Source organism: Streptomyces prunicolor (assembly GCF_045162825.1).
Taxonomy (GTDB): Bacteria; Actinomycetota; Actinomycetes; order Streptomycetales; family Streptomycetaceae; genus Streptomyces; species Streptomyces prunicolor.
This window is the reverse complement of the sequence record NZ_CP108676.1, coordinates 744,046-770,169: the sequence shown is the minus strand read 5'-3', so window position 1 is coordinate 770,169 and position 26,124 is coordinate 744,046. Positions and strand designations below refer to the sequence as shown.

At 70.7% G+C, this 26,124-nt stretch carries 17 protein-coding genes; 10 read left to right on the top strand and 7 right to left on the bottom strand.

The genetic code is table 11. The features are described 5' to 3' along the window. The first annotated feature begins 30 nt into the window (after positions 1 to 30). From OG588_RS03460 to OG588_RS03450, 3 genes are all read left to right on the top strand, one after another. A complete protein-coding gene (locus tag OG588_RS03460; RefSeq protein ID WP_405945970.1) occupies positions 31 to 930 on the top strand; it encodes a universal stress protein in 900 nt (299 codons plus the stop codon). A gap of 478 nt (positions 931 to 1,408) precedes the next feature. Next, a complete protein-coding gene (locus tag OG588_RS03455) occupies positions 1,409 to 4,312 on the top strand; it encodes an ATP-binding protein (RefSeq protein WP_405945969.1) in 2,904 nt (967 codons plus the stop codon). Between the two features lie 145 nt (positions 4,313 to 4,457). Further along, a complete protein-coding gene (locus OG588_RS03450) occupies positions 4,458 to 4,955 on the top strand; it encodes a hypothetical protein (protein ID WP_026150557.1) in 498 nt (165 codons plus the stop codon). A gap of 9 nt (positions 4,956 to 4,964) precedes the next feature. On the opposite strand, the gene OG588_RS03445 is transcribed toward OG588_RS03450, so the two are convergent. Together OG588_RS03445 and OG588_RS03440 are read right to left on the bottom strand one after the other, a co-directional pair. Further along, positions 4,965 to 6,935 carry an N-acetylmuramoyl-L-alanine amidase gene (locus tag OG588_RS03445; RefSeq protein ID WP_405945968.1) on the bottom strand — a complete coding sequence of 657 codons (1,971 nt, stop codon included), beginning with the start codon at positions 6,933 to 6,935 and terminating at the stop codon, positions 4,965 to 4,967. 312 nt (positions 6,936 to 7,247) lie between these two features. Then, positions 7,248 to 8,393 (bottom strand): aminoglycoside phosphotransferase family protein, encoded by a 1,146-nt coding sequence (locus tag OG588_RS03440; RefSeq protein ID WP_405945967.1) that lies wholly within the window; start codon positions 8,391 to 8,393, stop codon positions 7,248 to 7,250. A 242-nt stretch (positions 8,394 to 8,635) separates the two neighbouring features. Here OG588_RS03440 and OG588_RS03435 point away from each other — a divergent pair, with 242 nt between their 5' ends. Further along, complete coding sequence (locus OG588_RS03435; protein WP_405945966.1) at positions 8,636 to 10,144, top strand: hypothetical protein; 1,509 nt, start codon at positions 8,636 to 8,638, stop codon at positions 10,142 to 10,144. A 51-nt stretch (positions 10,145 to 10,195) separates the two neighbouring features. Here OG588_RS03435 and OG588_RS03430 read toward each other — a convergent pair whose 3' ends face one another. After that, the gene (locus tag OG588_RS03430; protein WP_405945965.1) at positions 10,196 to 11,623 is read right to left on the bottom strand and encodes a PP2C family protein-serine/threonine phosphatase; all 1,428 of its coding nucleotides are present in this window, start codon (positions 11,621 to 11,623) and stop codon (positions 10,196 to 10,198) included. Between the two features lie 538 nt (positions 11,624 to 12,161). Between OG588_RS03430 and OG588_RS03425 the strand changes: the two genes are divergently transcribed. Together OG588_RS03425 and murJ are read left to right on the top strand one after the other, a co-directional pair. Further along, a complete protein-coding gene (locus tag OG588_RS03425; RefSeq protein WP_405945964.1) occupies positions 12,162 to 14,435 on the top strand; it encodes a M4 family metallopeptidase in 2,274 nt (757 codons plus the stop codon). A gap of 119 nt (positions 14,436 to 14,554) precedes the next feature. After that, positions 14,555 to 16,234: a murein biosynthesis integral membrane protein MurJ gene (gene murJ, locus OG588_RS03420; RefSeq protein ID WP_405945963.1), complete on the top strand. Its 1,680-nt coding sequence runs from the start codon at positions 14,555 to 14,557 to the stop codon at positions 16,232 to 16,234. A 43-nt stretch (positions 16,235 to 16,277) separates the two neighbouring features. Here the strand turns inward: murJ and OG588_RS03415 are convergent, their stop codons facing one another. Beyond that, positions 16,278 to 17,165 carry an SDR family NAD(P)-dependent oxidoreductase gene (locus tag OG588_RS03415; RefSeq protein WP_405945962.1) on the bottom strand — a complete coding sequence of 296 codons (888 nt, stop codon included), beginning with the start codon at positions 17,163 to 17,165 and terminating at the stop codon, positions 16,278 to 16,280. A 71-nt stretch (positions 17,166 to 17,236) separates the two neighbouring features. Between OG588_RS03415 and OG588_RS03410 the strand changes: the two genes are divergently transcribed. Then, a complete protein-coding gene (locus tag OG588_RS03410) occupies positions 17,237 to 18,178 on the top strand; it encodes a LysR family transcriptional regulator (protein ID WP_405945961.1) in 942 nt (313 codons plus the stop codon). 183 nt (positions 18,179 to 18,361) lie between these two features. Here OG588_RS03410 and OG588_RS03405 read toward each other — a convergent pair whose 3' ends face one another. Then, positions 18,362 to 19,510: an MFS transporter gene (locus OG588_RS03405; RefSeq protein ID WP_405953045.1), complete on the bottom strand. Its 1,149-nt coding sequence runs from the start codon at positions 19,508 to 19,510 to the stop codon at positions 18,362 to 18,364. A 252-nt stretch (positions 19,511 to 19,762) separates the two neighbouring features. On the opposite strand from OG588_RS03405, the gene OG588_RS03400 reads away from it, so the two are divergent. Further along, entirely contained in the window at positions 19,763 to 20,176 is a 414-nt protein-coding gene (locus OG588_RS03400; protein ID WP_405945960.1) for an SsgA family sporulation/cell division regulator, read from the top strand. Between the two features lie 139 nt (positions 20,177 to 20,315). Further along, positions 20,316 to 22,340: a phosphocholine-specific phospholipase C gene (locus tag OG588_RS03395; protein ID WP_405945959.1), complete on the top strand. Its 2,025-nt coding sequence runs from the start codon at positions 20,316 to 20,318 to the stop codon at positions 22,338 to 22,340. A 21-nt stretch (positions 22,341 to 22,361) separates the two neighbouring features. Here the strand turns inward: OG588_RS03395 and OG588_RS03390 are convergent, their stop codons facing one another. Together OG588_RS03390 and OG588_RS03385 are read right to left on the bottom strand one after the other, a co-directional pair. Further along, complete coding sequence (locus tag OG588_RS03390) at positions 22,362 to 23,387, bottom strand: Gfo/Idh/MocA family protein (protein WP_405945958.1); 1,026 nt, start codon at positions 23,385 to 23,387, stop codon at positions 22,362 to 22,364. Between the two features lie 94 nt (positions 23,388 to 23,481). Beyond that, the gene (locus OG588_RS03385) at positions 23,482 to 24,582 is read right to left on the bottom strand and encodes a chemotaxis protein (protein WP_405945957.1); all 1,101 of its coding nucleotides are present in this window, start codon (positions 24,580 to 24,582) and stop codon (positions 23,482 to 23,484) included. Between the two features lie 87 nt (positions 24,583 to 24,669). On the opposite strand from OG588_RS03385, the gene OG588_RS03380 reads away from it, so the two are divergent. Further along, positions 24,670 to 26,097, top strand: a complete 1,428-nt coding sequence (locus OG588_RS03380; RefSeq protein ID WP_405945956.1) for a basic amino acid/polyamine antiporter — start codon at positions 24,670 to 24,672, stop codon at positions 26,095 to 26,097. Positions 26,098 to 26,124: the final 27 nt, after the last annotated feature.

The window sequence follows — 26,124 nt, the reverse complement described above, 5'->3', positions numbered from 1 at the left end:
AAGTCCCGTTACTCCGGAGGAGAGGAACCCATGAGCACCCTGCCGGTCATCGCGGCGGTCGACGGTTCGGACGACAGCCTGCGCGCCCTGGACTGGGCCCTCGACGCGGCCCGTGGACGCGGGGCGCCGTTGCGGGTCGTCCATGTGTGGCAGTACGCCGCCGCCTGGACCCCGCCCGGTGTCCTGGTCGCCGGGCCGCCGGACCCGGACGAGGTGCTCGAGCAGGTCCGTACGTATGTCGAAGGGCAGGCCGACCGGCCTGTCGTGGAGTACCTCGGGCTCCACGGCGCTCCGGGTGCCGTACTGCCCGAACTCGGTTCCAGCGCACAGCTGTTGGTGCTCGGCTCCCGAGGTCGCGGTGGCTTCGCCAGCCTGCTGCTCGGCTCCAACGGCATGGCCGCCGCCCGTGACGCCGACTGCCCGGTCGTCGTCGTGCCTCGGCCCGGGCGCGAGGTGCACGATGCGCCTCCGGCCGAGCCCGGACCCCGAGTGGTCGTCGGCCTGCACGTGGACAGCCCCGACGAGATCACCCTCTCCTTCGCCTTCGCCGAGGCAGCCCGGCGTGGAGCCCGCCTCCAGGTCGTCGCCGCCTACCCGTGGCCGCCGCAGGCCTGGGCGTCCCCCGGTGAACTCGTCCCGCCCGTCATCGACCAGGACGACATCGAGAACGAGACCCGCACCCTCACCGAGTCCCTCCTCGCCCCGCACCGCGAACACCACCCGGACGTCCGCACCGAGCCGTACGTAGCCCCGGGTGACGCGGCCGGTCACCTCGTCGCCGCCTCCAAGGACGCCGAGTTGGTCGTCGTGGGCCGCCATCGCCGCCGTCTGCTGTCCCCGGCCCGTCTGATCGGATCGGTCACTCAGGCGGTCCTGCTGCACGCGGCGAGTCCGGTGGCGGTGGTGCCGCCGACGGCGTTGGAGGAATGAGGTCCGTCCATGAGGCGTTGCGGCCGGCGGCCGCGGAGCGACCAGTGGAACGTCGGTGCGGCGAAGGGCCGTTGGGTGGTATCGCGGGCCTCGACACTGTCGCCGTCCGACGCGAACCGTCAGCCCTCGGGTCCAACTCCCTTGCGGATCAAGGTCCGTGCCGTCGGTCTGCTGTCGGTACCAGCCGTCGAGACCAGCAGCGCGTGCGGCTCGCGCACGCCGTCCTCCAGCGTCCCCGGCAGTCACTCCGTGAACAATTCGGAACGGGGTGCCCGGCCCCACCAAGGGGTCCAAGAACGGCAGTTCACCCGCGAAACCCTCGTCGCCCGTCGTCACGCACGACACAGGAAAACCGGCCGGTACGCCTTCGCCGACTAGCGGGTCGCGCGACCCTCGGGAAGCGTACGCTGAGGTCCCTGTAGCTCACGGTGCGCGTTCGCTCCCCGCGCGGGCGCACCACCGTGGCAGGGGGTATGGGATGGGACAGCGGAGCGCACGCAGCAGAAGGACACTCTTCGAACGGGAGAGTGAACTCGCCGCCGTGGACGAGGCGTTGGGCGCACTCACCGGCTTACGCACGGACGGGGCCGAACCGGGCGACCGGCCGCGCGGTGCCCTGCTCGCCTTCGCGGGACGGGCCGGTATCGGCAAGACCACCCTCCTCACCGAAGTACGTCGCCGCGCCGCCGCCCAGGGCTGCACCGTGCTCTCCGCGCGGGGCGGCGACCAGGAACAGCGCGTCGCCTTCCACGTCGCCCGACAGCTGCTGCAACCCCAGTTCGCCGGTTCGGCCGACGCCGATCTCCGTACCGCGCTGGGGAGTTGGTACGACATCGTCGGCCCCGCCCTCGGCCTGTGCGCCCCCACCGAAGGCTCCCCGCCGGACCAGCAGGGTCTGCGTGACGGCCTCGACTGGGTGCTCACCCACCTCGCGGTCAACCGTGCCCCGATGGTCCTCGTCCTCGACGACGCGCACTGGGCCGACCCCGAATCCCTGGGCTGGCTGGCCGCGTTCGCGCCCCGCGCCGAACAACTCCCGCTGCTGGTCGTGGTCGCCTACCGGCCCGACGAACTCCCCGACCACGCCGAGTCGTTCAGGGGGCTGCCCGGCCGGGCCGGCGGACGCCCTCTCGACCTCGAACCGCTCAGTGTCGCGGCCGTCGCCGACCTGGTGCGGGAGACGCTGGGCGAGCACGCCGACGACGCGTTCTGCCACGAGTGCTGGGCGGTCACCGCCGGGAACCCGTTCGAGACCGTCGAACTCGCCGCCAAGATCCACGACCGCGGCCTGAACCCCACCGAGGCCGGGGCCCACCAACTGCGCGACCTCGCCGCCGCCGTCAAGGGCAGCGGCCTCACCACCCGCCTCGAACGCCTCGGCACCTCGACCGTCCGCTTCGCCTGGGCCTGCGCGGTCCTCGGCACCGAACCCCATCCGATGCTCGCCGCCGCCGTCGCCGGACTCGGCCACGAGGAGGCCGCCGACGCCGTCGACGCACTGCGCGGCGCCCGCATCCTGACCGCCACCCTCACCGCCGCGGGCACCCTCGAATTCGTCCACCCGCTCATCGCCACCGCCGTCTACCGGGCCATCCCCGCCGGCGTCCGCGTGGCCCTGCACGGCCAGGCCGCCTGGTCTGTCATCAACGAGGGCCAGGGTCCCTCCGCCGCCGCCCGCCACCTCATGGAGACCCACCCCGACGGCGACAACTGGGTCGTCCAGCAACTCCGTGCCGCGGCCGGCGAGATCCTGCGCGCGGGCGCCCCCGACACGGCCCGCAGCTACCTCGCCCGCGCTCTGCGCGAACCCCCGCCCTTCGACGACCGGGCCGCCGTCCTGTACGAACTGGGCAGCGCCTCCCTGCTCACCGAGCCGGCGACCACCGTCAACCACCTTCGGGCCGCCCTCGAAGAGCCGATCAGCGACGCCGGCCTGCGGCAGAACATCGTCTACCGCCTCTCCCAGGTCCTCGCCCACAGCGACCGCCTCGCCGAGGCCTCCGACACCCTCGCCCGCGAGATCCGCGTCACCGACGACGCCCGGGTCAAACTCCGCATGCTCTCCGAGCAGTTCATGTGGGACGCCTTCCGCGCCGACGAACCCGACCACCCCTCGCGCTCCCGCCGCCTCACCAAACTCGCCGACCGCCTCAAGGGCCGCGACCTCACCGAGCGGTACATCGTCGGCCTGCGCACCTGGGACGCCGTACTCCGTGGTGAACCCGCACATGTGGCCCTCCACCATGCCGAACGCGCATTGAGTGGTGGCCTCGGCTGGGCCGAGGCCGACCGCGGCTTCGAGGTGCCGGTGCTGGTCGCCCTCACCTTCATGTACTGCGACCGACCGGGCCGCGCGGAGGAACTCTTTGCCACCGGCATCGCCGACTTCGAACAACAGGGCTGGCGCGGCGCGCACCTGTCCTTCGGCTACACCTTCCTCGGCTACCTCCGCTACCGGCGCGGCCGCCTGGCCGAGGCCGAGGACTTCGCCCGCGCGGGCCTGCGCCTAGCCGAACGCGTCGGACCCGGCACCCCCGTCTACTGGTACGGCACCGGCATCCTCATCGAGGTCCTGCTGGCCCGCGGCCGGGTCGCGGAGGCCACCCAACTCGCCGAGGACCACGCCTTCGCGGAGCCCTTCCCGGCCGCCGTCGTCTTCCCGGACGCCCAGACCGTCTACGGCGAACTGCTCCTGGCCCGCGGTCTCGCCAAGGAGGCCGCCGCCGAGCTGGCCTCCGCGGGCCGCCGCCTGGACCCGCGCGGCATCCGCAACCCCGCGTGGTGCCCCTGGCAGCTCCACCTGGCCCGCGCCGAGAGCCACGACACCCCAGAGCGCGCGGTCGCCACCGCGCACGAAGCGGTCGCTCGCGCCCGCCAGTTCGGCACCCCGTCCGCGATCGGCCAGGCCCTGCGCATCGCCGCCGAGGTCTCCTCCGGCTCGGCCCGCAGCAAACTCCTCGAAGAGTCCGTCACCCACCTCGAACGCTCCCCGGCCGCCTACGAGTTGGCCTGCGCCCTCGTCGCCCTCGGCACCGAACTCCGCCGCGCCGGCCGGTCCAGGGAAGCCGGCGACCACCTCTACCGAGGCCTCGACGCAGCCGTCCAATGCGGCGCCGACGGCCTGGCCGACACAGCCCGCTCCGAACTGGCAGCAGCAGGCCTACGCCCCCGCCGCCTCCACAGCACCGAAACCGACACCCTCACGTCCCGAGAACGTGCTGCCGCGACCCTGGCTACCCACGGCAGCACCGACCACGAGATCGCCGTAGAACTCGACACGGACGAACAGACGGCAGTGCGCCTCCTGTCAGCGGCCTACCGAAAACTGGGCACGGACCGCACGGGCCTGGAAACGGCACTGATTCAACCAACGGCGGGCTGAACCCCCTAGGGGCGCGGGGCTGTATCAATTTGCGGCTCCGCCGCGCGGGCGCGCCCAGCCCCCACGGCGCCGCACCCGAACAACGATCCGCACCCGGCACATGACCACGGCTCCACTGCCGGACGGCACCCCGTACCATTGCGACATGTCGTTCCTCCGCCGCCGCAGCGCCACCCCCGCCGGCCCCGAATTCGATGTGCTGGCCATGGATCCGGGCGACTGGCCCGGTAACCTCGGCGCGGGCCTGCTGCCCGCTCCCGACGGCAGCTGCCAGGGTGTCTTCCTGCGCTACGACCTCTTCGGCGGCCGCGGCCCCGCGATGGTCATCGGCAACCTCCCGGAGGGCTCCCCGGCCCGCGACGTCGCCGAGGACGAGATCCCGTTCGAGGTCGCGCAACTGCTCCTCGCGCTGGAGAACGACGAGGAGGTGACCGTCGTCGGCGTCGAGGACATGCCGGTGATGCAGGGCGACAACCTGCTGATCGTGCGCCGACTCAAGCTCTCCGAGAGCCGGATCTCCTGCGTCCAGTTCGACCGCAGCGACAACGTCCTGGTCACCATCGCCGCCTGGGACCGCCCCATCACGGACGACCTCTACGCCCTGCTGAAACCGCTCCCGGCGGAACTGTTCCAGCAGGGCTGAGGCGACTGCCTACCGGCTGGATCGCTCCACCGTCACGTCGGTGGCGCGCACGAACTCCACCCGGTGGCCGTACTGGATCTCGTAGTAGAGATCCTTCCCTACGACGACCTTGTGCGAGTCGGTGGTGAAGGTGACCGCGTAGTAGTACTCGCCGGGCACCTTGTCACCGACCACGTACTTCTGGCCCTTGAGCAGCTTGTACGGCAGCGGGGAGATCGCCTGCGCGGGCACTCCCGTCGGATAGGCGGAGGCCTCCGGGTAGGCGCGGCCGTACACCGGGACGCTGTCCACACCCTCTTTTGGCGTCACCACCAGACCGGCCGCCTTCACCGCGGTGGGCTGCTTCTTCGGGTTCTTGAACCAGGCCTCCTGACCCAGGTACCAGATCGCGGTCCAGTCCCCGGAGCGGTCGGCCACCGCGTACTGCTGACCGGTGGACACCCGTGAGGAGAGGTCGTTGACCCCGGTGGTCGGGGTCGTCCCGAGGCCGATGTCCTTGATCAGGGGGTAGGTCTCGCCGGGCCCGGAGTACAGCCGGACCTCGCTCGACCCGTGCGCCGCGCACGCCTGGCCGGCGGTGACGCAGCCCGTGTACACCGGCTGGTTGGCGGCGTAGTCGGGGCGGATCGTCACCAGACCGCCGCTCTTCTTGGCGGTCTGCTTGAAGGAGTGGCCCAGCAGGGCGAAGTAGTGCGCCCAGTCCCAGTACGGGCCCGGGTCCGTGTGCATCCCGGGGATCGTGGACGTGGTCGGGCCCGGCACGTTGTCGTGGCCGAGGATGTGCTGCCGGTCCAGCGGGATGCCGTACTTCTTCGTCAGATACTTCACCAGTCGCGCCGACGAGCGGTACATCGCCTCCGTGTACCAGGCGTCCGGCGCGGCGAGGAAGCCCTCGTGCTCGATGCCGATCGACTTGGCGTTGATGTACCAGTTGCCCGCGTGCCAGGCCACGTCCTTGGCCTTCACATGCTGGGCGATGAGACCGTCGGTGGAGCGGATCGTGTAGTTCCACGACACATAGGTGGGGTCCTGGACCAGGTTCAGGACACCGGCCCACTGGCCTTCCGTGTCATGGATGACGATGTACTTGATGCTCTGCGACGCGGGCCGGTCGCCCAGGTCGTGGTTGCCGTAGTCGTCGTCCCCGAACTGGGAGTACGGCGCCGGGATCCACTCGCAGGACACCTTCTTGGGGCACTCGGTACCGCCGGCGGAGACCGTGCGCAGCCCGGTCTCCCTCAGCTGCGCGGTGTCGGGCGCGAGGTCCGGCTGGGCGGCCAGCGCGACCTGCTGCCCGGCGTCCGTGGTGCGCGCCTCGCCGGAGTGGATCACGTCGTAGACATCGTTGGCATACGCCGCAGCAGTCGCCGTGTCGTCCGCGCCGGAGAAGCGCGCGATCGCGCCGTACCATTCGGCCGGGTCCGTGCTCAGCGGCTCGCCGAGACCCTTCTGGGCGTCGGCCAGCAGGGCGGCGCCGCCGGCCACATTGGCGGTCTCGTCGGTACGGAGGTCGGTCGCCGGAAGGCCGGTCAGTTCGGCCGCCTTCGTCAACGTCCTGAGCCGGGCCGGGAGTTGGGAGTCCGCCGGGATCTGTGCGGTGGGGTGCAGGGCAGCGCGGGCGCTGTCGCCACGGGGGTCCTCGGAGCCCTCGCTCAGGTGCTCCGTCGCGGCGAGGGCGGTGCGGGCGTCCGTGAGGTGCATCGGGCCGTAGCCGCCGGTCACACTCGGCGCTCCGCCGTGCGTGTCCCAGCGGGACTGGAGATAGGAGACGGCCAGCAGCACCGTCCGCGGCACGTGGTACTCGGCGGACGCCGACGCGAACGCCCGCTGGAGGGTGGCGGCGGAGGAGTCGGTGGGGCTCTCCGCGGGGGCCGCGCCGAGCAGGGGCAGCAGCAGGGCGGCGGTGGCGAGCGCGCCGAGGGATCGGCGCGCGCGTCTGTGTCCGGGAGAGCGGTTGGGGTCGGTCGAGGATCCTCGCAATGCAGCCTCCTGGGACGGTGGGGTGTGCTGAACCGTGCGGGGCCGGGCGTGCGTCAGTGGTACCGGCTGGCCGACGATCCGTCAATCATGCCCAGAGGAAGGTGATTTCCCATGTCAACGGGGGCTGCGAGGAGTTTCGTGGCGGCGGCTTTCGGGCCTGCGGGGCGTCAGTGGAGTACACCAATGGGGGAGTGTGGCGGGGCCCGGACAGTCACATGTGGGCCGGACACATAGAGGTCGGCCATATGGCGGGCGGACACACGAAGGTCCGCGGTGCGCCGCTGCAGGGCGCACCGCGGACCTTCGTCCCCGTCAGCGAGTGCCGACCGCCGCACGCACGGCCCGGCGGGCCATCTGGCAGTCGTCGTGCAGCCGCCTCAGCAGCAGCCGTTGTTCCTCGCCGGACGGCGCAGCACCCGGGTGGGCCACCACTCCCGGTGCCGCCGGGGTCGAGTCGTGCATCGAACGCTGCACGGCCATCTCGTAGGTACGGATCTCGCGGGTCAGTACCAGCATCAGGTTCACCAGGAACGCGTCACGCGAAGCCGGTCCCGCCGACTGCGCGATCTGACTGATCTGCCGCCTGGCCACCGGCGCGTCCCCCAGGACCGCCCACAGCGTCGCCAGGTCGTAGCCCGGCAGGTACCAGCCCGCGTGCTCCCAGTCCACCAGCACTGGACCGGCCGGTGAGAGAAGGATGTTGGACAGCAGGGCGTCGCCGTGACAGAACTGGCCCATCCCGCCGCGGCCCGCCGAGTGCGCGATGCCGTGCAGCAGCTTCTGGAGGTCTCCCATGTCCCGGTCGGTGAGCAGCCCCAGCTCGTGAAAGCGGGAGATCCGGGCCGCGTAGTCCAGCGGGGCGTCGAACGTGCCCGCCGGTGGCCGCCAGGCGTTCAGCCGGCAGATCGCGCCGAGCGCCGCCCGGATGTCCGCCCGCGGCGGGGCCTCCGCCGGGTGCCGGTGCAGCGCCGCGACCCGGCCCGGCATCCGCTCGATGACCAGCGTGCAGTTGTCCGGGTCCGCCGCGATCAGCCGCGGCACCCGCACCGGCGGGCGGTGCCGGACGAACGAGCGGTAGGCCGCTATCTCGTGCCGGATCCGCTCGGCCCACGCGGGGGAGTGGTCCAGTAAACACTTCGCAACGGCCGTGCTGCGTCCGGTCGTTCCGACCAGAAGCACGGAGCGCCCGTTGCGGCGTAGCACCTGCACCGGAGCGAACTCCGGGCAGATCCGGTGCACCGACGCGATCGCCGTACGCAGTTGGGCGCCCTGAGGGCCGGACAAGTCGAGTCTCCCGCTGAGCGGTTGGGTGCCGAGCCCCGGAACGCGCCGCGGCCTGCCCGCACCGAGCACGGGGCCGGCCGCCGGACGCGCCGGGTCGAGGTAGGGGCCGCCGGCGCCCGGGCGGGGGTGCAGCGACCGGGGCGGGGCGGACACGGAGGACGATGCTGTGTACATGGGAGATACAGATCCCTTCGTGTGCCTGCAGTGCCTGTCCAAGCAAGCGCGCTCCCGGCCCGGTTCCGCAGGTGCACCCTGGGGAGTGTCCCTCGGTGACCGGGTCGGGGTGGCGCGTTCCTACCTGACACCAGATGCGCAGTGGCACACCATCTGGCGCACCCTGGCGAACCCTGGCGAATAGTCGCCCGGCAAGGCGCACCGGGCTATGTTCAAGTCAGCCGAGAACCTGGGGGCTTGACGTGAACGGACAACCCAACTCCCGTCTCTCGGACCTGTTCGGCCTGGCCGGCTGGTCCAAGGGCGAACTCGCGCGGCGGGTCAACCGGCAGGCGGCGGCCATGGGCCACCCCCAGCTGTCGACCGACACCTCGCGGGTACGGCGTTGGATCGACACGGGAGAGATCCCGCGCGATCCGGTGCCGAGGGTGCTGGCGGCTCTGTTCACCGAGCGACTCGGCCGTGTCGTGACCATCGAGGACCTCGGTCTGGTCCGGCACGGGCGTACGGGAAAACGGCCCGACGACGGGAGTGTGGAACATCCCGACGGTGTGCCGTGGGCGCCCGAACGGACAGCTGCGGTCCTCACCGAATTCACGGGAATGGACCTCATGCTCAACCGACGCGGCTTGGTGGGCGCGGGCGCCGCGCTCGCCGCAGGCTCCGCACTCAGCAGCGCCATGTACGCATGGCTGCACTCCGATCCGACTCTTTCCGCCGACGCTCCCCGGTTCGACGATCCCCTGCACGCCGACCCCGCTGGGTTCGACCGCTACGAGGCCGCCCCCATCGGGTCGCAGGAGATCGAGGAACTGGAGGAGTCAGTCAAGGTGTTCCGCGCCTGGGACGCGGCCCGCGGCGGTGGGCTGCAACGCAAGGCCGTAGTGGGACAGCTCAACGAGGTGGGCGGCATGCTCGCCTACCGGCACCCCGCCGATGTGCAGCGGCGCCTGTGGGGCGTCGCCGCCAATCTCGCCGTACTCGCGGGCTGGATGTCGCACGACGTCGGCCTGGAACCCACGGCCCAGAAGTACTTCGTCATCGCCGCCCACGCGGCCCGTGAGGGTGGCGACCGGCCCCGCGCCGGGGAGGCGCTCTCACGGGCGGCTCGCCAGATGGTGCACCTGGGCCGGCCCGACGACGCGCTCGATCTCATGAAACTCGCCAAGACCGGTTCCGGCGACGAGGTGCTGCCGCGCACCCAGGCGATGCTCTACACCATCGAGGCCTGGGCACAGGCGTCGATGGGCAAGGGCCAGGCCATGCGCCGCACCCTCGGCCAGGCGGAGGACCTCTTCGTCTCCGACCGCGGCGATGTACCGCCCCCCAGCTGGATGCAGACGTTCAGGGAGGAGGACCTCTACGGCATGCAGGCCCTGGCCTACCGGACCCTGGCCGAGCACGAGCCCGGCGCGGCCGTGCACGCCCAGTACTTCGCGGAGAAGGCGCTGGCGCTGCGGGTCGACGGACGGCAGCGGTCGAAGATCTTCGACTTCCTGTCGATGGCCTCGGCCTGCTTCATCGCGGACGACCCCGAACAGGCGGACAGGTACGCGCGGTTGGCGCTGGCGGCGATGGGCTCGAACTCCTCCCACCGCACCTGGGACCGGCTGCGCGAGATGTACCGGCTGACCGCCCAGTACGCCGGCTATCCGAGGATCCACGAACTGCGGGAGGAGATCAAACTCGCGCTGCCGAAGACACAGTCGAAGACCCCCAGGGCCAGGGGCGGCAACAGCGCCCAGGCATAAGGGGTTTGTGCGGCTCCTTCCGCACAAGGAGTTCGTACAGCCGCTTCCCTCTCAGGTCGTCCTGGCGATGAGCACGCACGCGTCGTCCGCGCGCTCGGTGTCGCCGAACTCCTCCACGACCATCCGTACGCAGTCCTGTGCGGTGCGCGCCTCGCCGAACCGCGGGGCCAGGTCGAGGAGTTGGCGCACGGCGGCCTCTCCACTGTGCTCCGGCACCAGTCCGTCGGTGTGCAGCAGGAGGACGTCGCCCGCTTCGAGGGTTTCCTCGGCCTGTCCGTAGGCCGCTCCCGAGGTGGCGCCGAGCAGGACGCCGTCCGGCGCGCTCAGCATGCGCCCCGTCCCGTCGCGGAAGAGCAGCGGGGCGGGGTGTCCTGCCTGCGCCCAGGCAAGGGTGCGGGTCTCGGGGCGGTAGCGGCAGCACACCGCGCTGCCCAGGGCCGGTTGCACGGTGGCGTCGAGTAACTGGTTGAGCCAGGACATCAGTTGACCGGGTTCGGTGCCCGCCATCGCCATACCGCGCAGCGCGCCGAGCAGCATCGCCATGCCCGAGGTGACGGCGACACCGTGTCCGGTGAGGTCACCGACGCTCAACAGTGTTGCGCCGTCGGACAGTTGGATGGCGTCGTACCAGTCGCCGCCGATCAGCGCGCTCGTGGAGGAGGGCAGATAGCGGGCGGCCAGGTCGAGTGTCTCCGGCCCCTGGTGCGGGAGCCGCAGGGAGCCGCGCCACGGCGGCAGCACGGCCTCCTGCAACTCGACCGCGAGCCGGCGCTCGGTCTGCGCGTGGTGCCGGTGGAGCTGCAGCGAGTCACGGGTCTCGCTCACCGTCCGCTGGCTGCGGCGCAGTTCGCTGACGTCCCGCAGCACCGCCCACATCGAGGCGGTGCCACCGTCGGCGTCGAGCACGGGCTCGCCCATCATGTGCACGGTCCGTACGGCGCCGTCGGGCCGCACGATCCGGAACTCGCCGTCTATGGGCTTGGCGTCGATCAGGCAGTCCGTGACCATCGCGGTCAGGCTCGGGCGGTCCTCGTCGAGGACCAGCGACGGCAGTTCGTCGAGGGTGAGCGGAGGAGCCGCCGGATCGCGGCCGAGGATCTGATACAGCTCCCCGGACCAACTCGCCCCGTCCGTCAGCAGATCCCACTCCGCGCTGCCGACCCGGCTGAGCAGCGAGTCGTCACGAGGCGTGTCCGGTACGGCAGTTGGGACGAGCGGCGCTTCCGCGGTGGCCGGCACGGGCGGCGGGCCGTCCCGCAACTGGGCCAAGTGCTCGTCGAGATCGTTGAGTTGATGCAGCGCCAGATCGCACAGCGCCCGCTGCCACCGCTCGCGAGGGTCCGAACCGTCATGCTGCGCGCCCCGCCGTACGGCGTCCACGTCACCCATGAGCCGCCGCGCCTGCGATATCAGCGCGTCGACCGAGCCGCGCGCGGGCGGCTGGACGGCGGGGCGGTCCGCAGAGAGATGGGACGGCATGACGCACTCCGATGCGGGGACGGTACGACCAAGGCGGATGGAGGGACCGGTAACGACTGTCGCACAGGCTGCGACGCCCTGTAAGGGATTTGGCAACACACGATCCGGTGGTGCTTCTGGCATATGCCAGCGTCTTCACGGGCGGCTGGTGCCGCGCTCGTGGCGTGGCTATCCTGGTGGGGCAAGTCGTAGACGCCGTACGCAAGTTGAGGGATTGATTACCCCTCCGGCTCGACATTCAACCACCTGTTCGACGGCCCGATGTTCCCGCGTGGCGTCCGCGCCCGGCGTGAGGCTGAAAAGTGTTGCTCAAGCGAGTGATCCGCAGTTCGCAACGGTCATTTTGAGCCGTTGCTTTGTTATAGCCATGACAATCCTGTGGGCGTGATGCCACGCTGCTGAGCACCACGCTCACCGAGCGTTCACTTCCTCCTCACCCTTCCTCCCCGCACCCGCGCGCCGCCGGACGGCCGTATCCCGGCCCGACCCGCTCTCCAGGACTCCACCGAGTCCGACCACCCCACATAAGGAGAACGCCTTGACCCGGCTTGACCGTTATCCGCACCACCCCAGATACACCGCCGCCCTCGTGCTCACGGCGATCGGCACCCTGCTGGCCGCCGGTATGCAGACCGGCGCGGCCTCCGCCGCTCCCAGCGGGCACGCCACCCCCGCGAAGATCCTGGCCACCCCCCGGGCCGCGGCGGCGCCGGCCGCCCTGTCGCCGGCGAAGCACGCCGCCCTCCTCAAGAGCGCGGGCGCCGCGGTCAAGAACACCGCGAAGACCCTCGGCCTCGGGGCCAAGGAGAAGCTCGTCGTCAAGGACGTCAGCCAGGACGCCGACGGCACCACCCACACCCGCTACGAGCGGACGTACTCCGGGCTGCCCGTCCTCGGCGGCGACCTGGTCGTGCACGCCAAGAGCGGCCGCCTCACGGTCACGAAGGCCGCGAAGGCCGACCTGACCCTGGCGGACATCACCCCGAACGTGGCGTCGGCGACGGTGAAGACCAAGGCGCTCGCGGCAGCGTCCAAGGCGGGCGGCGAGAAGGCCCAACTCGACGGCGCCCCGCGGCTCGTGGTCTGGGCCGCCGGAGCCAAGCCCGTCCTCGCCTGGGAGGCTGTGGTCGGCGGCTTCCAGGACGACGGCACGCCCAGCGAACTCCATGTGATCACCGACGCGGACTCCGGCAAGGCCGTCTTCCAGTACCAGGGCATCGAAACGGGCACCGGCACCGGCCAGTTCAACGGATCCGTCCCGCTCGGCACCACGCTCTCCGGCTCGACGTACCAGCTCGTCGACGGCGACCGCGCCGGACACCGCACCTACGACCTGAACCAGGGCACCTCCGGCACCGGCACCCTGTTTACGGATGACAACGATGTCTGGGGTGACGGAACCCAGAGCAACCGGCAGACCGCGGGCGTGGACGTCGCGTTCGGCGCGGCGGCGACCTGGGACTACTACAAGGACGTCTTCGGGCGGAACGGCATACGCAACGACGGCGTGGCCGCCTACAGCCGGGCCCACTACGGCAACAACTACGTCAACGCGTTCTGGGACGACACCTGCTTCTGCATGACCTACGGCGACGGCTCGGGCAACACCCACCCGCTGACCGCACTGGACGTGGCCGCGCACGAGATGAGCCACGGCGTCACCGCCGCGACCGCGGGCCTCACCTACTCCGGCGAGTCGGGCGGCCTCAACGAGGCGACCTCGGACATCTTCGCCGCCGCGGTGGAGTTCCACGAGAACCTGCCCGCCGACGTCCCCGACTACATGGTCGGCGAGAAGATCGACATCAACGGCAACGGCACACCGCTGCGTTACATGGACAAGCCCTCCAAGGACGGTGCCTCCCGCGACTATTGGAGCTCGACGCTCGGCAGCGTCGACGTCCACTACTCCTCGGGCCCGGCGAACCACCTCTTCTACCTGCTGTCCGAGGGCAGCGGCGCGAAGACCGTCAACGGGGTCGCCTACGACAGCCCGACCTACGACGGTGTGCCCGTCGCCGGCATCGGCATCGACAACGCCCAGAAGGTCTGGTACCGGGCGCTCTCCACGTACATGACCTCGTCCACGAACTACGCCGGTGCCCGCACCGCGACCCTGCAGGCCGCCGCGGACCTCTTCGGCGCGTACAGCCCGACCTATCTCGCCGTGGCCGACGCGTGGGCGGCGATCAACGTGGGAAGCCGGATCGCGCTCGGCGTCAACGTGGCCCCGATCGCCGGTCAGATCAGCGGAGTCGGACAGTCCGTGTCCCTGCAGACGGACGCGTACACCACCAACTCCGGTGCGGGCCTGACCTATTCGGCCACCGGACTGCCGGACGGACTGACCATCAGCAGCACCGGCCTGATCTCCGGGATCCCGACCACCCTCGGGAGCAGTGACGTCACGGTGACCGTCACCGACGACACGGGCGCGACCGCCACCGCCGCCTTCACCTGGCGGATCGCCAACATCTACGCCAGCGGCACCCGCGTCGACATCCCCGACAACGCCGCCGCCGTGGAGTCCCCGATCACGGTCACCGGCCGCGACGGCAACGCGTCGGCCACCACCCAGGTCTACGTCAAGATCGTCCACACCTACCGGGGCGACCTGACCGTCGACCTCGTGGGCCCGAACGGAACCGTCTACTCCTTGCTGAACCGCTCCGGCGGCTCCGCCGACAACGTCGACCAGACCTTCACGGTCGACGCCTCCGCCCAACCGGTCAACGGCACCTGGAAGTTGCGGGTACAGGACCGCGCGGCACTCGACGTCGGCTACATCGAGCAGTGGCAGCTCACCCCGTGAATCAGCCGTCGTAGTTCGGTAGTTCGGGGATCATCAGTTCAAGTCTCCTGACAGGTAACCGTGTTGTCGGTGCCGACCGCGGGGTCGGCACCGACAACACGGGATCGTAGATTGTCCGCATGATCGAGGAGAGCTCGCGCGAGCGTTCGGACCGGTTACCGACACGACGCAGGCACGCCGCGCAGACGAAGCCCAAAGGCGGTGGGGGACTGCTGCGTTCGACCGCGCTGATGGCGGCGGGAACCATCGTGTCGCGCGCCACCGGACTGATACGGATGGTGCTGCAGGGCGCCGCACTGGGCACCGGACTGCTGGCCACGACGTACAACCAGGCCAACACCGTGCCGACGAGCCTGTACTTCCTGCTGATCGGCGGCGCGCTGAACTCCGTCCTGGTCCCCCAACTGGTCCGTGCCCGGGCCGAGGACCCCGACGGCGGGGCGGCCTTCGAACAGCGCCTGGTCACCCTGGTGTTGTGCGTCCTCGGCGCGGGCACCGCGCTGGCCACCTGGGCCGCCCCGGAGATCATCTCCATCTACCAGCACGACACACCCGCCACGCACGACGCCTTCGAACTGACCGTGGTGTTCGCCCGTTTCCTGCTGCCACAGATCTTCCTCTACGGCGTCTTCAGCATCTTCGGCCAAGTCCTCAACGCCCGGAGCCGGTTCGGCGCCATGATGTGGACCCCGGTACTCAACAACCTCGTCCTGATCACCATGTTCGGCCTCTACCTCGGGCTGCTGACCGCGCCGGAACAGGTCTCGGACATCACGGGCGCCCAGGTCCGGCTGCTCGGCCTCGGGACCACGATCGCGCTGGCCGTCCAGGCACTCGCGTTGGTTCCTTACGCCCTCGCGGCCGGGTTCCGGTTCCGCCCGCGGTTCGACTGGCGCGGCACCGGGCTGCGCAAGAGCGTCGGCGCCGCACGCTGGACCCTGCTGTTCGTGCTGGCCAACCTCGCGGCGAGCACGGTGGTGACCCGGCTGGCCTCCGACGCGGACGCCGCCCGTCCCCGCGACGGAGTCGGATACACCGCCTACAGCTACGCCCAGCAGATCTGGACACTGCCCCAGTCGATCGTCACCGTCTCCCTCGTGACGGCACTGCTCCCGCGCATGAGCCGGGCCGTTGCCGAACACCGCCTCGACGACCTGCGGGCCGACCTGTCCCGCGCGCTGAGGGTCAGCGGTGTCGTCATCGTCCCGGCCGCCTTCTTCTTCCTCGCCTTCGGCCCGCAGACGGCCCAACTCCTGTTCGCCCACGGCTCCGCCGACGCCTCGGCCACTGCGCCGCTGGGCCACATGCTGCAGGCCTTCGGCCTGGGACTGATCCCGTTCTCCGCGCAGTACCTCCTGCTCCGGGGCTTCTACGCCTTCGAGGACACCCGTACGCCGTTCCGGATGGCGGTGTGGATCGGCGGCATCAACATCGGCCTCGCCACGGCGTGCCACTTCCTGTTGCCCGCGAACTGGGCGGTCACGGGGATGGCCGGTGCCTATGCCCTGTCGTACGCGATCGGTCTGCTGTTGACCGCGCTGCGCCTGCGGCGCCGTACGGAAGGGCTGCTCGACGGACGCCGGATCTGTCGCACCTACGCGAAACTGACCGCGGCCGCCGTCGGCGCCGTCGGCGCCGGATGGCTCCTGGCCCGTGTCTGCGACGAGACCTTGGCCTCGGCCTCCTGGGCGCCGGCGCTCTCGCTGGCCGCGGGTGGCACCGCGATGGCCCTGGTGTTCCTGCTCCTGGCCCGGTTCCTGAGGATCGGGGAGGTGCGGAGCCTGCCCGGACTGGGATGAGCGTAGAGCGCCGGGCAGCCTCGTCACCCGCGAGCCGCTGCCGTCACGGTGTGATCAGCCGGTCCTGTTCCACCGGCGGGGTACCGCCGTACCAGTCCAGGGCCTTGCCGAAGCGCACCAACTCGCCGTAGTGGGTGGGGTCGACGTGGTCGGCGAAGACGAGGTCGAGCACGGCGCCCGCTGCCTCGGCCGGGGACTGGGCCTGACTGAAGTCACTGAACCAGGGGCGGGAAGTGGCGGTGTCGACCATGCCCGGGCACACCGAGGCGACCAACGTGCCCGTCGCGAGGTCGTGTTCGCGGCGTTCCGCGGCGACCGCGCGGACGGCGGCGACCTGAGCCACCTTCGAGGGCACGTTCAGCCACAGCGGCCAGCCCGCCTCGGCCGTGGTGCGGTGGTGGACGGCGCCGCGCCAGGACTCGACGGCGTACTCGACCTGGTCCAGGCTCGCGCCGTCGAACAGGTCGTGCAGCGCGGGGTCGAGATGCCCGAGGGTGCCGAGGCTGCTGGCCACGACGAGGAACCGGCCGCCCGGGCGCAGCACGGGGCCGAAGGAACGCAGCATCGCGTGGGTGGCGGTGTTGGACACGTCGATGAACTCGTCGGCGCGCGCCGCCTGCGACTCCCCGGGCAGCACCCGGGCCACGGCGTTCGAGACCACGATGTCGACCCCGCCGTAGCGCTGCCGGAGATCGTCGGCGAGGTCGGCGATGGCGTCCGTGTCGGTGACGTCAAGGACCCGGCCCTCGACCCGGCTGCGCGTGCCGGGCAGGTGCGCGACCTCGTGGGCCGCGTCCGTGACCCGCTGCTCGTCGCGTCCGGTGAGCAGGACCATGTCGTCGGGACCCATGTGGGCCGCCAACCCCTCGACGAGGGCGCGGCCGAGTCCCTGGTTGGCGCCCGTGACGAGGGCGATGCGCGAAACGTTCATGACTGCCACGGTAGGAACCGGTGGGGTGTGCGTCCAACGAGAGTTACGCACCGCTAGCATGCGTGATCGTCATGGACTTCACGCATGTGTCACTCACCGCGTTGCGGGTCTTCCGCGCGGTCGCCGAACAGGGAACCTTCACCGCGGCCGCCGCGTCACTGGGCTACACCCAGTCCGCGGTGTCCCGCCAGATCGCCGCGATCGAACGCGTCGCGGGCGCTGAACTGCTGGAACGGCGCCGCGACGGCGTACGGCTGACCCCGGCCGGCCGGATCGTCATGCGCAGGGCGACAGTCGTGCTCGACGAGATCGACGCGACCGCCCGCGAACTGTCCGGCCTGCCCACGGAGGCCGCGACCGTCCGCCTGGGCTGGTTCCCCAGCGCGGGAGCGGTCCTGTTGCCCCGCGCCCTGGCCGCCCTGCGGCGCAGCGACCCGGACCTGCACGTCGTCAGCAGGGAGGGCGGCACCCCGGCACTGGTACGCGCCCTGCGAGCCGGGAGTCTCGACCTGGCCCTGCTCGCGTCGGCGCCGCCGTTCCGGCCGCCGGACACCGAATCCCCGCCGCTGGTGCTGCGCACGCTCACCGAGCGCCCGCTGTACCTCGCGGTGCCCGCGACGCATCCGCTGGCCCGGGGCGACTACGTCGACGTGGCCGACCTGCGCGGGCAGCGCTGGATCGCGAGCATCTCCTCCGGCGAGGACCGGCTCATGGGGGTGTGGCCGGGGCTGGACGAGCGGCCCGAGATCGTCCACACCGCCCGCGACTGGCTGGCCAAGCTCCAACTCGTCGCAGCGGGCTGCGGGTTGACCACGGTCACCGGCTCCCTCGCCCCTGCCGTGCCACCGGGCGTCCGCGTCCTGCCGGTACGCGGCGGCCCTCAGGAACAACGCCGCCTGCTCCTGGCCCGCCTTCCGCACCCACCGTCCGAAGCGATCACCCGTGTGGGGGCTGCTCTCCGGCTCGCCGCGCTCGACTCCCATACGCCGGGTGCGGCGTCCGCACAGGAGTGAGCCTCCGTCGGTAGGTCCGGCCGGGGTTTCCAACTCGGCCTTGTGCAGCGGGTGTTGGTCCGTGACGCAGCGCCTGCGTGCCGAGTGATGGTGCGTGCAGGCCCGGCTGGTCAGCGGCCGTCGTGGTGGATGTGGCGCCCGTTCGGGCGAGAGTGGGTCGGTCGGGCCGGCCGGTCTCCTCAACTAGGCCTTGTCCGGGGGTCCTTGGCCCGCGACGCAGCACCCCCGCGACGCGACACCCTCCGCGCCAAGCAGCACCGCGCAGCCTCCGGCCGTCAGCAGTCCGCCGGTGAGGAACGTGTCCCGTACATCGGCGAACCGTAGGACGAGGCCGCCGAGGGCGGCGCCTGCCGCGATTCCGGCGTTGCAGGAACCGGAGTTGGCCGCGAGGGCGAGGTCTGTGCGGCCCGGTGCGCAGTGGAGCATCGCGTTCTGGGCGGTCATGAACACCGGACCGAGCGCGCCGCCCATCAGCACCAGGAACACCACCGCCGCCACCGGCTCGGTACCGACCGCGTACAGGCCGAGCATGCCCACCGCCTGTACAGCGACGGCCGTCGTCAGCGCTGCCTGCGGGAAGCGGTCCAGCACCGCGCCGGTGACGGTCACCCCGGCCGGACACGCAACGCCGAACACCACCAACAGGACGCTGACGGTGTCCTGTTCGAACCCGCTCACCTCGCCGAGGAACTTCACGATGTACGTGAATCCCGTGAACGCCCCGGTGGCGGACAGGGTCCCCGCGGCCAGTACGGTTGCGAACCGACGGGCGTCCGGACGGGTGCCGTAGGCGGCCTGCTCCTCGTCCGGACGCGAGGTGGGCAGGAGCGCGGCGATCGTCACCAGGGAGACGAGCCCCAGAGCCGCCGGTACGGCGATCGGTACCGGCCAGCCGGCGCGGTGGCCCAGCCAGGTACCGGCCGGCACACCGAGCACGAGGGCGAGCGAACCGGCGACGGACAGCGCCCCGAGGACCCGCCCACGGACCCCGGGTGCGAACAGGCCCACCGCGACCGGTCCCAGCACGGCCCAGAACAACGCCTGGGCCAGCGCGGTCAGCAGCCGTGCCGCGAGGAGCAGCCCGTACGAAGTGGCCGGCGCCGCCACCACACTGGACACCACCAGCGCCGCCAGCAGTGTCGTGAGCACATGGCGTCGGGCCACACCCCGCATCACGTGGGCGAGTGGCACGGATGCGACGGCCACCGTCACGCCGTAACCGGTGACCAGCAACCCGACCGCCGGTACGGAGACCCGCAGGCTCGCGGCGATGAGCTCCAGCAGCCCGATCGGCAGGTTCTCCGCGGTGTTGAAGGTGAAGGCGGCCAGCATCAGGGCCGCAAGCACCGCCGACCTGCGCCATCGCGCCCGGCGAGCCTGTCCCGCGGTCCCGTCCATGGGGTCACCTCACCGGGATCACCAGCCCCACCGCCAACGAATTCACCACCAGCCCCACCCTTCGGCGGTAGAGTGACGCAGGTCACATCAATTCATTCGGGGTTCCGCGTAATGCAAAGGGCACCTGCGAGGTCGTACAGGCACACGGCAATCCGGCCGACCTCACACCCGCAGTGGAGACCGACCATGGACATCACCCTCGAACAGCCCACCCGAGCCCGGCTGATCACGGCGGACGACACGGAGATCCCCGTGGCCGCCACGCTCCGCTACCTCGCCTCGGACCCGCTGGCCGTGCACCTCGACTTCCCGCCCGAGGTGTCCCTCGACGGCGACGGAGTCACCTGGACCTTCGCCCGCTCGCTGCTGGAGGAGGGGCTGCGCAGGCCTGCCGGCGGCGGTGACGTGCACCTGTGGCCGTGCGGCCGGGCCCGTACGGTGCTGGAGTTCCACTCACCGTTCGGACTCGCCCTGCTCCACTTCCACACCCCGGAACTGCGCCGCTTCCTGCTGCGGACCTACGACGTGGTGGCCACCGGGCAGGAGGACATGGATGCGGTCGTCGACCGGGGGCTGAGCGCCCTGTTCGGAATCGTTTGACGGCAACTCGGCATCCTGGAGCCGACTTTGACTTTTGTTCACCTCCATCTCACCGTCCCGGTATGGACCTTGGCGATCACCCCGTGCACCCTTGCGCGCGGTGTGCCGCTCGGGCACGCCCGTGACGAGGGTGGGGCGAATGACACCGATCAGCCGAAGAGGCTTCGTGGGGCTCGGTGCGACCGTGGCGGCGGGCATGGCGACGGGCACCGGCGCACGGCCCGCGATCGCGGCCCAACAGGCGGCCACCGGCACGATCTCGGACGTGAAACACGTGGTGATCCTCATGCAGGAGAACCGCAGCTTCGACCACTACTTCGGGCGCCTGAAGGGCGTGCGCGGCTTCGACGACCGCAGCGGCATCACCCTCGGCGGCGGCTATCCGGTCTTCAACCAGCCCAACGGCGGCGGCCGTCAGTACCCGTGGAAGCTGAGCGCCACCCCGGCCGCGGGCGGCAAGGACGGCGAGACCCTCGCCCAGTGCAACGGCGACCTGCCGCACTCCTGGTCCTCACAGCACTCCGCGTGGAACAAGGGCCGCCTCGACAACTGGGTCTCGGGCGTGGGCAACATCCGCTCGCTCGGCTATCTCGACCGCGCCGACATCCCCTTCCACTACGCGCTCGCCGACAACTACACCATCTGCGACGCCTACTTCTGCTCCACGCTCAGCGCGACCGGCCCCAACCGCACCTATCTGTGGAGCGGCAAGGTCGACTCCTCCAGCTACGACGGCGGTGACGAGTCCGGCCTGACCTGGCAGACCTACGCCGAGGCACTGCAGAACGCCGGAGTGACCTGGAAGGTCTACCAGAACGCGGCCGACAACTACGGCGACAACGCCTGCGCCTACTTCAAGAACTTCACCAACTCCAAGGCAGGCAGCCCCCTTTACGACCGCGGCATGGCCTCCGTCCCGGCCACCACCGGCTCGACCCCCGACGACATCGCCGCCGCCATCAAGGCCGACGTCCTCGCGGGCACCCTCCCGCAGGTCTCCTGGGTCGTCCCCAACCAGGCCTTCTCCGAGCACCCCTACGCCCCGCCCGGCGACGGCGCCCACTTCATCGGCCTCGTCTACCAGGCCCTCGCCGCCGACCCGGACGTCTTCGACTCGACCGTCCTGTTCCTCAACTACGACGAGAACGACGGCTACTTCGACCACGTACCGCCACCCGTCCCGCCCGCCGGCACGGACGGCGAGTTCCTCAACGGCGTCCCCTACGGCTTCGGCTTCCGTGTCCCGATGATCGTCATCTCGCCCTGGACACGCGGCGGTTGGGTCTCCTCCGAGGTCTTCGAGCACACCTCGGTCCTGCGCTTCCTGGAGACCTGGACCACCTCCCTCGGCAAGCCCGCCACCTGCCCCAACATCAGCACCTGGCGCCGCAAGGTCAGCGGCGACCTGACCGGAGTCTTCGACTTCGCGAACCCGGTGTACGGCTCCGTCGCACTCCCCGCGACCAGTGTCATCGGCCTCTCCACCTGCGGCCCGCTGCCCAACCCGGTGCCGACGAACAACGCCCTGCCCACACAGGAGACCGGCACGCGGCCCGCCCGCGCGCTGCCGTACCAGCCCAACGGGTACCTGGATCACCTGGAGTTCGGGGCGAGCGGCAAGATCCTCGCGTGGTTCGCCATGACCAACCAGGGCGGCGCGGCCAAGAGCGCCGCTCACTTCTCCATCCACCCCAACGCCTACCGTGACACCACGCCCTGGCAGTACACGGTCGACCCGGGCGGCACCGCCACCGACTACTTCAACATCGGTACGGGCTACGGCAGCGGCACGTACGACCTCTCCATGGTCGGCCCCAACCGTTTCCTGCGCCGCTTCCAGGGCGACGCGACGAAGGCGGGCAAGTCCGTTGCGGTGAGCACCCGTTACGCCGTCGAGTCGGGCACCGGCAAGCTCGCGATCTACTTCAAGATGGTCAACTCGGGCTCCGCGTCGGTGAAGTTCACCATCACCTCCAACCACTACCGGGGCGACGGACCGTGGACCTACACGGTCGCCGCGGGCGCGTCGACGGAGGACTTCTTCAACGCCGTGGCGTACCAGAGCGGTTGGTACGACTTCACGGTCACCGTCGACTCCGACGCGACCTGGTCGCGCCGGTTCACCGGGCACCTGGAGTCGGGCGCGGCGAGCGTCAGCGGCTGACGGCGACCCGCAACTCCGGTGTCAGCGACTGACGTCGGCGTAGAGGTCCGGGCGCGGGGCCAGCTCCACGGCCACCCGGCCGCCGCTCTCCAGCGCCCGGACCCCGGCCTCGGCGACCGCGGAGGAGGCGTAGCCGTCCCACACGCTCGGACCGGTGACCAGGCCCTGCCGGGTGGCGTCGACCCAGGACTGCACCTCGCGGTCGTAGGCGTCCGCGAAGCGCACGAGGTAGTCGAGCGGTACGTCCTCGTGGGCGCTGCCCCGTGTGGTGACGACCATCGTGTGGTCGTCGCCGATCCGGGCGCTGCCCGCCTCGCACACGGCCTCGCAGCGCACCTGGTAGCCGAAGCGGCAGTTGACGAAGACCTCGACGTCCACGAGGGCGCCGCCGTCGGTCTCGAAGAGGACGAGTTGCGGGTCGAGCAGGCCCTGTGGGGCGTTCGCCGACGAACGCGGGCTGAGCACGGTCACCGCGGTGAGTTCCTGGCCGAGCAGCCAGCGGGCCGCGTCGATCTCGTGCGAGACGGAGCTGTCGATGAGCATGGCCGAGGTGAAGTAGGGCGGCGACGACACATTGCGGTGGGTGCAGTGCAGCATCAGCGGACGCCCCAACTGGCCGCTGTCCAGCAGGGACTTGAGCTGCTGGTACTCCGCGTCGTAGCGCCGCATGAACCCGATCTGTGCGAGCCGGCGCCCGAGCCGTGCCTCCGCCTCCACCACCCGGAGTGCTCCGGTGGAGTCGGGCACCATGGGCTTCTCGCACAGCACCGGCAGCCCGCGCGTGAAGGCCGCGAGCAGTGCCTCCTCGTGTGCGGGACCCGGTGAGGCGATGAGCACCGCCGCGACTCCGGGGGCGTCGAGCGCGGCCACGGCGTCCTCGTGCACCGTGACCGCGTCCAGACCGGCCACCGCCTCCTTGGCACGATCGGTGTCCGGGTCCGCCACCGCGGCGACCCTGGCGCCGCTCACCACCTGGTCGACGCGTCGTATGTGGTCGGCTCCCATGTGTCCCGCACCCAGTACGGCCACGCCCAGCAGGTCTCCCACGTGTGCACTCCCTCTACGTCGACGATCACGCCGTAGCGTACGCCGTAGGGGGAGGGGGCCTCCGGAATGTGCGGGACTCCGCAGCGAGGTGGGTTCAGTAGCGCAGCACGCCCGCGATGCCGTCGGCGGAGGTCAGGGTGCCGTCGGGGACGAAGCGGACCTCGGCGCCTGTCTCCAGGCACTGTTCGACGATCTCGTCCACGATGTCCTCGCGGGCGTCCAGGTCGTCGCTGTCGGCCGGGACAAGATGGTCGCCGTGGTCGTCGCGGACCGTGACGCGGTAGTTCTCCTCGACGGCCAGCAGCCGGACCCGGCCCTCGCGGGCGTTCTGCCAGACCTCGTCGACGCCGGCCGCGAACTCCTTGCGCCCGCGCGCCGATTCGAGCTCGCGGGCCACGCCGACGGTGCTCTTGAGCGCCTCGGCGTCGACCAGCGGCCGTACGGCCTGCCACACGGCGTCGGGTGTGCCGTGCGCGAGGCCGCCGTGCGCGATGTGCGCGGCGCCCTTGGTGGCGCTGCCGACCTCGTCCAGTGCGGACAGGGCGGCCTGTTCGCCGGTGATGTAGAGCGGACGCCTGTGCTCGCGCAGGATCCTGCCCATCGCGGTGTCGGCCTCGCGCAGGAAGTGGCGGGTGTCCTCGTCGCGGAAGGTGCTCGGGATGTCGCCGATCCGCTCCTGGCGCTCGGCGTCGAAGTTGTCCCGGTGGTCGCGGGTCAGCGGGAAGCCCCCGGTGTGGTCCTCGACGACCCGGTCGACTCCGCCGTTCCACAGCGTGACGCGGTCCGCGGCGAGCGACAGCACCCAGAACGGCCGCTCGGAGGCCTGCGCGGAGACGAGGTTGCGGGTGAGGAACGTGTCGGAGAGCACCACACGTTCCGGCACGGACCTGGCGAGGGACCACACCTGGTGCTCACCCGGCGCGGCGAAGATCACCAGTCCGTCCTCGGCGTGCGCCAGATCGACCTCGGCGAGGGCCTGGTCGAGCTGCCGGGAGACGTCGATGCGCCGCTCCCGGGGGACCGCGGGATCGGCCTCCAGCTGCTTCTTGGCCTCGGCCAGCACATTGCGCAGCCGGACCGGATCCTGGGCGTTGTCGGGCTCGCGACGATGCGTCGGGGTGAGCACGGAGACCGCGGGGTAGGGGCGCGGGCGCCGCAGTTCGGTAAGCGTGGCGGGACTCAGTGCGTGCTCCATAACAGCACGATAGGGCCGAATGACGGACGGGGCATATGGGGGAAGCCCGCCAGGCAAATCGGATAATTGGTTGCTAACGTCCCTCGGGTGACGCAAGCCGCCACCACTGACACCGGTACCTCCACCGCCAAACTGACCCTGCCGACGCTGACCACCATGGTCGTCGGCTCGATGGTCGGGGCCGGGGTGTTCTCGCTCCCGCGCCGGTTCGCGCAGGAGACGGGCGTGGCCGGCGCCCTGATCGCCTGGGCCGTCGCCGGCACGGGCATGCTGATGCTGGCCTTCGTCTTCCAGACCCTCGCGGTCCGCAGACCCGACCTCGACGCCGGTGTCTACGCCTACGCCAAGGCCGGGTTCGGTCAATACCTCGGTTTCTTCGCCGCGTTCGGCTACTGGGCCAGCGCCTGCGTCGGCAACGTGACGTACTGGGTGCTGATCATGTCGACGATCGGCACCATCGCACCCTCGCTCGGCGAGGGCGACACCGTCCTCGCGGTGGTCCTCTCCTCGGTCGGACTGTGGCTCTTCTTCCTGCTGATCAGCCGCGGTGTGAAGGAGGCGGCGGCCATCAACCGGATCGTCACCGTCGCCAAGGTCGTGCCGATCCTCGTCTTCGTCGTCCTCGCGCTCTTCTACCTCAAGCCCCATGTCTTCGCCGAGAACTTCGGCGGCGCCGACTACGCGGGCTCCCTGTTCCAGCAGGTCAAGGGCACCATGCTGGCCACCGTCTTCGTGTTCCTGGGCGTCGAGGGTGCCAGCGTCTACTCCCGGCACGCCAAGCGCCGCGAGGACGTCGGACGCGCCACCGTCCTCGGCTTCCTCAGCGTCTTCGCCGTCTTCGCGTCGGTGACGATCGTGTCGTACGGCCTGATGCCGATGGGCGAGATCGCCGAACTGCGGCAGCCCTCCATGGCCGGCGTGCTGGAGCACGTGGTGGGCACCTGGGGGAAGGTCTTCGTCAGCGTCGGGCTGATCGTCTCCGTGCTGGGGGCCTATCTCGCCTGGACACTGATGGCCGCCGAAGTGCTGTTCGTGGCCGCCAAGGACGACGACATGCCGCGCTTCCTGAAGAAGTCGACAGCGGCCGACGTGCCCGTCCCCGCACTCGTGATGACCACGCTGCTCAGCCAACTCGTGCTGGTCGTCACCTACTTCTCCGACGACGCCTTCAACTTCGCACTGGACCTGACCAGTTCACTGACGCTGATCCCGTTCCTGCTCGCGGCGGGCTTCGCCGTACGGATCGCGCTCACCCGAACTCGCGCGGGGCGCGGCGAGTTGGTGGTCGCCGTGCTCGCCACGGTCTACACCGCGTTCCTCATCTACGCGGCCGGACTCAAGTACCTCCTCGTCTCGCTCATCATCTACGCGCCGGCCACCTTCCTGTTCGTCAAGGCCCGCAGGGAACAGGGGCGTTCGCCCTTCTCGGCCCGGGAACTGGTGATCCTCGCCGTCTCCGTCGCGGGCGCCGTCGTCGGGATCATCGCCCTGGCACTGGGCTGGATCAGCCTCTGACCTCGCCTCCGACCTCCGGAAAGGTGC

Bases quoted from the DNA above. Each gene is read 5' to 3' on its own strand.
- OG588_RS03415 (WP_405945962.1), bottom strand. From the start codon at position 17,165: ATGAACGTTTCGCGCATCGCCCTCGTCACGGGCGCCAACCAGGGACTC.
- OG588_RS03430 (WP_405945965.1), bottom strand. From the start codon at position 11,623: ATGCCGTCCCATCTCTCTGCGGACCGCCCCGCCGTCCAGCCGCCCGCG.
- OG588_RS03385 (WP_405945957.1), bottom strand. From the start codon at position 24,582: ATGGAGCACGCACTGAGTCCCGCCACGCTTACCGAACTGCGGCGCCCG.
- OG588_RS03460 (WP_405945970.1), top strand. From the start codon at position 31: ATGAGCACCCTGCCGGTCATCGCGGCGGTCGACGGTTCGGACGACAGC.
- OG588_RS03395 (WP_405945959.1), top strand. From the start codon at position 20,316: ATGACACCGATCAGCCGAAGAGGCTTCGTGGGGCTCGGTGCGACCGTG.
- OG588_RS03440 (WP_405945967.1), bottom strand. From the start codon at position 8,393: ATGTACACAGCATCGTCCTCCGTGTCCGCCCCGCCCCGGTCGCTGCAC.
- OG588_RS03410 (WP_405945961.1), top strand. From the start codon at position 17,237: ATGGACTTCACGCATGTGTCACTCACCGCGTTGCGGGTCTTCCGCGCG.
- OG588_RS03400 (WP_405945960.1), top strand. From the start codon at position 19,763: ATGGACATCACCCTCGAACAGCCCACCCGAGCCCGGCTGATCACGGCG.
- murJ (WP_405945963.1), top strand. From the start codon at position 14,555: ATGATCGAGGAGAGCTCGCGCGAGCGTTCGGACCGGTTACCGACACGA.
- OG588_RS03405 (WP_405953045.1), bottom strand. From the start codon at position 19,510: ATGCTGGCCGCCTTCACCTTCAACACCGCGGAGAACCTGCCGATCGGG.
- OG588_RS03455 (WP_405945969.1), top strand. From the start codon at position 1,409: ATGGGACAGCGGAGCGCACGCAGCAGAAGGACACTCTTCGAACGGGAG.
- OG588_RS03450 (WP_026150557.1), top strand. From the start codon at position 4,458: ATGTCGTTCCTCCGCCGCCGCAGCGCCACCCCCGCCGGCCCCGAATTC.